This window comes from Syntrophomonas sp. UBA5494, from assembly GCF_002426325.1.
The window spans coordinates 32,216-37,136 of record NZ_DIPG01000010.1 but is presented as its reverse complement, the minus strand read 5'-3'; the positions used below and the strand labels follow the sequence as shown (position 1 = coordinate 37,136).

Below are 4,921 nucleotides of genomic sequence, written 5' to 3'. Positions count from 1 at the left end.
GGCTGCCGCCATTCGCTTATCTTAAGAGGAACACCCCCTGAAGAAGTTTGAGTATTTCTTTCAATACCCCGGCTTCGGGGACGTCCTGAGCCGCTACCAGGTCAACCTTTTTTACCAGGTTCTGGTCTTTGTATATCTCGATTTCTCCAATCTTCTGATTTTTCACGATGGGGGCATCGACATACCGCGGCAGAACCTGATTGTAAGCAAGGGACTTTTCCTCACCTTTCAAGCAAATTGTGCCAACATCGGCAGCGGCCACTACCTCAATACTGTCGGCTAAACCCTTGCCTACTTTAACCGCTCCGCATACATTGCCCTTTTCGAAAAAGCTCTTATAAGCATGTTTGGCGTAGCCATAATTGAATAAGAGCATGCTGTCCCGGAAGTTTCCGCGCGGCTCCGGCGAGGCCATCACTACCGCGATCAGGCGCAATCCATCCCGTTTCACGGTGGCGGTCAGGCAGTATTTGGCCTCATTGGTCCAACCGGTTTTAAAGCCATCTGCGCCCTGATACCACCACAACAATTTATTGGTATTGAACAACTTGAATTCCCCGTTGCGCAGATCGTATTCTTTAATCGAGCTGTACTCCAACAGCTTGGGATATTTCAGAGCGGCGCGGGCTATGATCGCCATGTCATAGGTTGAGCTGTAATGACCCTCGGCGGGAAGACCATAGGAATTTACAAAATTGGTATCCTGCAGCCCCATCTCCCGGGCGGTTTTATTCATTCGCTCCACAAATGCTTCATGACTTCCTTCGAGATGTTCGGCCACAGCCACACAGGCATCATTAGCCGATCCGACAGCGATGGATATCAGCATCTCCTCCAGACTCAGCTTTTCGCCGGGTTCCAAATAAATCTGGGACCCTCCCATTTTCCAGGCATTTTCGCTGGCAACCACCATGTCGGTCAATGACGCTTTGCCGGCCTCCAGGTCCTGAGCGACTAAAATCAGGGTCATCAGTTTAGTCATGCTGGCCGGCGCCATTTTATTATGCTCATTATGCGCCAGCAGCACCTGGCCGGAATCAGCATCCACCAAGATGTATGATTCCGCTTTGATGTCCAGCGTTTCAGCTTTTGCCGCTGCCGGGAACACCAAACAAATGATGAAAGCGCCGAGGACAATCCAGGCCCAGTTTCTGCCGATTTTCATAGCAGGCGATACCTCCCCAAGATGTCATTAGTAGATTATATTTAGGAAATGAGGGTATTATGCTAAGGGGTTTACAGAGTGCAGGAAGATATATGATATACTTTAAGAATATGGATAAAGTTTCGGGGAGATCAGCTATGCCAGAGGAAGTCTTACCGGATATTTATAGAATTGAAGTGCCTTTGCCCAAAAACCCTTTAAAATACACCAATGCCTATCTCATTAAAGGTTCTGAGCGGCACCTGCTGGTAGATACCGGTTTCAACTGGTCGGAGTGCCTTCAGGCCCTTAAGTCAGGGCTTAAGCTGTTTAATGCCTCACTAGACAAAATTGACTTTTTTATAACCCATTTGCATGGCGATCATTCCGGGCTGGTTTATCAGCTTTGTTCCTCGGACGCGCGGGTTTACTGCAGCCGCGTCGATGCCGAACTCTTGATGGAGACCGCTTCTCCTGCTTATGGGCGGGAATCAGACCGCCTCTATAACCGGCACGGTTTCCCGGCAAATATGCTGGGGAAAGGCTACAACAAGCGCGACTATATTTCGGGAGAATTCATGAATTATGTTTACCTGAACCCGAAAGACCGTATTTCCGTAGGCTCATATCGCTTTGAAGCCATACTGACGCCGGGCCACAGCCCGGGGCACCTCTGCCTATATGAACCCTTTCAGCAGATATTGATTTCCGGGGATCATATCCTGGACGATATCACCCCCAACATCACTGCCTGGCCTAATGTGAACGATTCGCTGGGTTCATATTTAAACAGCCTGGAGCAGATTCAGCAATTGCATGTCAGAATGGTATTGCCCGGTCATCGCGGTTTGATCCACAACTGCGCCGCCCGCGTCCGGGAGCTGCAGGAGCACCACCGGGTCAGATTAAATGAAATCATGCAGATTCTGGCCAATGGAGCCCAGACCGCTTATCAGGTAGCGGGTTCGATGACTTGGGATATGCATTACAAAAACTGGAATGAATCCCCGTTGTTCCAACGCTGGTTTGCCACCGGCGAAGCCATCGCGCACCTGGAATACCTCCATAATCAAGGCCAGGTAAAAAAGTCTTCTCAAGAGAAACATTGTTTATTCTCTTTACCCTGATACAGTGGCAAGAAATTTCTTGGCCAAGCGGCCGGTCAAGGAGCGGTTAAGCCGGGATATTGTCAATTCCCCCATTCCAGGGAGGGAAGGAAGGAGCGATAATATTGAAGTATTTTGCTGTTGCCGTACTGGCCATCTTTGTGATCCTGGCTCTGTGTTTGGGACGGCCTGCCTTCCGCGAGGAAACCCGCATCAGGAATCACGCCGATCCCATTGCAGAGCAGATGTTAATGGCGCTCTCACAAAATGATTACCAGAATTTCTCGCTGCACTTTGACGAGCATATGAGAAATACGGTGTCTGAGGCCGAGTTTGATCAGTTCAGCCAAGACATAACCCAAAGCTATGGGGTTTATCAATCAAAAAGCCATTTCAGCACCACAGTCTATCCGCAGACCAGCATGGTGAAATATATTGCCCAATTCAGCAATGTCAGTGGTGGAATAGACGTAACCATTGAATTTTCCAAAACCGAGGGTTCAGATTCAGTACATGGATTCAGCGTGGTTCAGGCCGGGTGGCTGACCCGGTAATCCTGGCTTCGGGGGTAAACCCGCCGCGTCTAACCCAGGCTGAGCCTGAATATATCAACCACATCCTCATCCCGGGGCTGAACCACATTATTGCGGATATTTTTAGCTCGCAAGCAAATCTCCACGAAGTCCTGCTTTTCCTGCTCACTGCAATAGGGCGGTTCACCTGCCAGCTGCTGCATGGTTGCGGCAAAATGCGCTTCATCATCAAAACCGGACGCATCAAGCACCGCCTGCGCCCGAGCCCCGGCCTTGCTGTTGAGATTGAAATGCAGGTAAGCGGGCAGGAGCAGCCCATTGGCGCGTCCGTGAGGCATATCTTTGAAATAGGTGAGGGCATAACCCAGGGCGTGAGGAATGGAGGTGCCGGTCTGGCTGATCACCATGCCGGCTAAAACCGATCCGTAAGAGAGCGCTTCCCGCTCCTCCGCAGCAGGAATATCCTTTGAACATAAGCGGCGCAGCTGCTCCCCCAGGATGCGCAAAGACTCTTCAGCCAATCGGTCGCTGAAGGGGTTGGCTTTAAGGCTTAAATATCCTTCCAGGGCGTGTGAATAAGCATCCATAGCAGTATCCACCGTGATGTGGCGGGGCAGGGTCGCACAATAATCAGGATCCACCAGGGCCAGGGCGGGATACAGCAAAGGGCTGGAAAGATTGCGCTTGCTTTGTATCTTGGGATAGGTGAGGATACTGTACGGAGTTACCTCCGATCCGGTTCCGGCAGTAGTCGGAACCGCAACTGTAGGCAAGGCTGCGGTGAACTCCGCAGCAAACAAGCTTTCATCGTCCAAATCATTGACTGCCAGAACGGCAATGGCTTTGGCTGCGTCCAGCGGAGATCCGCCGCCGACGGCGATCACCACATCAGCCTTAACCTCTCTGGCCAGTTGCGCTCCGGCCCGCACCGTTTCCAGACTCGGATTGGCTTCAACCTGGTCAAAAATCTGGCAACCCAGGCCGGCTCTGCTCAGAGCCTCCTGCACATCCCCAAGAGATCCGTTGAGCCGGCTGGACCTCCCTTCACCTGTCACTAACAAGGCCATGTGCCCCAGTTCCGCAAGCCCGGAGGCCTGCTCAGCTACTACTCCCCTGCCGAAAAAAATCCGGGTCGGGTTAAACCATTGCCAGTACAATGCTATCACCTCTTGCTTATTTTGTAGAAAGACGACTTGTTTATTATTCTGCGATCATTATGCAATCATTCTCCCCGAATAACATCGAAAATCAACGGGGTTAACGGCAAAGCCTGGCTGCCGATCCGGTAAGCCCGGGCCAGTAATTCCTGAGCTGCCGTCATCCGCTCCGGGCGGTTGTAATGCATGATTGCCAGGGGTTCGCCGGCCTCTGCCTTATCTCCGCATTTTTTCAAGAGTTCCACCCCTACGGCATGGTCAATGACGTCATTCAGACTCTCCCGCCCTGCTCCCAGGTGCATAGCTGCCCGTCCGACTGCAAACGCATCGATACGCTGTATAAAACCGCTCCGGTCCGCACACACGGCCTGTTTGAAGCCGGCCTCCGGCAGGCCAAAGCCGGGGCTTTTTTCATCCCAGCTCCCGCCCTGCCAGGCGATGATCTGGCCCAGCTTATCCGCAGCCTTTCCAGAGCTTAAAGTATCCCGGGCCAACCTCCGCGCGGCCTCGAGGCTGTCTGCCTTCTGCCCCAGGAAAATCATCTCTGCGGCCAGATATACGGAAATCTCGGTCAGATCCTGGGGCCCCCGGCCCTGTAAAGTATCCATGGCCTCCCTTACTTCAAGGGCATTCCCTACCATATTCCCCAGTGGCTGTTCCATATCTGTCAAAACTGCCACCATCTTCCTGCCGGCCCCCTGACCGATAGCCACCATTGCCTCTGCCAGGGCCCGGGCGGAGCCGACCTCTTTCATGAAAGCCCCCTGCCCTACCTTGACGTCCAGGACAATAGCGGCTGCGCCGGAAGCCAGCTTCTTGCTCATTATGCTGGAGGCGATGAGAGGGATGCTCTCTACAGTAGCGGTCAGATCGCGAATAGCATAGAGGCGTTTGTCGGCCGGCACCAAATTGCCTGATTGCGAAATAACAGCCGCATGCAAACAGTTGACCTGCTCGATAAACTCTTCATAGCCTTTTTCC

Annotated in this window: 5 protein-coding genes; 2 read left to right on the top strand and 3 right to left on the bottom strand. The window is 52.4% G+C overall.

The features are described 5' to 3' along the window. Positions 1-16 precede the first annotated feature (16 nt). Positions 17-1,165, bottom strand: a complete 1,149-nt coding sequence (locus B3W37_RS01335) for a D-alanyl-D-alanine carboxypeptidase family protein (RefSeq protein ID WP_483174559.1) — start codon at positions 1,163-1,165, stop codon at positions 17-19. A gap of 137 nt (positions 1,166-1,302) precedes the next feature. Here B3W37_RS01335 and B3W37_RS01330 point away from each other — a divergent pair, with 137 nt between their 5' ends. Together B3W37_RS01330 and B3W37_RS01325 are read left to right on the top strand one after the other, a co-directional pair. Next, entirely contained in the window at positions 1,303-2,271 is a 969-nt protein-coding gene (locus tag B3W37_RS01330) for an MBL fold metallo-hydrolase (protein WP_483174558.1), read from the top strand. 104 nt (positions 2,272-2,375) lie between these two features. Then, a complete protein-coding gene (locus B3W37_RS01325) occupies positions 2,376-2,804 on the top strand; it encodes a hypothetical protein (protein ID WP_483170257.1) in 429 nt (142 codons plus the stop codon). A 29-nt stretch (positions 2,805-2,833) separates the two neighbouring features. Here the strand turns inward: B3W37_RS01325 and B3W37_RS01320 are convergent, their stop codons facing one another. Both B3W37_RS01320 and B3W37_RS01315 read right to left on the bottom strand, forming a co-directional pair. After that, on the bottom strand, positions 2,834-3,940 hold the full coding sequence (locus B3W37_RS01320) for an iron-containing alcohol dehydrogenase family protein (protein ID WP_483174557.1): 1,107 nt from the start codon (positions 3,938-3,940) through the stop codon (positions 2,834-2,836). A gap of 65 nt (positions 3,941-4,005) precedes the next feature. Then, the coding region (locus tag B3W37_RS01315) for a thymidine phosphorylase (RefSeq protein ID WP_483174556.1) at positions 4,006-4,921 on the bottom strand (916 nt) is incomplete at its 5' end.

Bases quoted from the DNA above. Each gene is read 5' to 3' on its own strand.
- B3W37_RS01330 (WP_483174558.1), top strand. From the start codon at position 1,303: ATGCCAGAGGAAGTCTTACCGGATATTTATAGAATTGAAGTGCCTTTG.
- B3W37_RS01335 (WP_483174559.1), bottom strand. From the start codon at position 1,165: ATGAAAATCGGCAGAAACTGGGCCTGGATTGTCCTCGGCGCTTTCATC.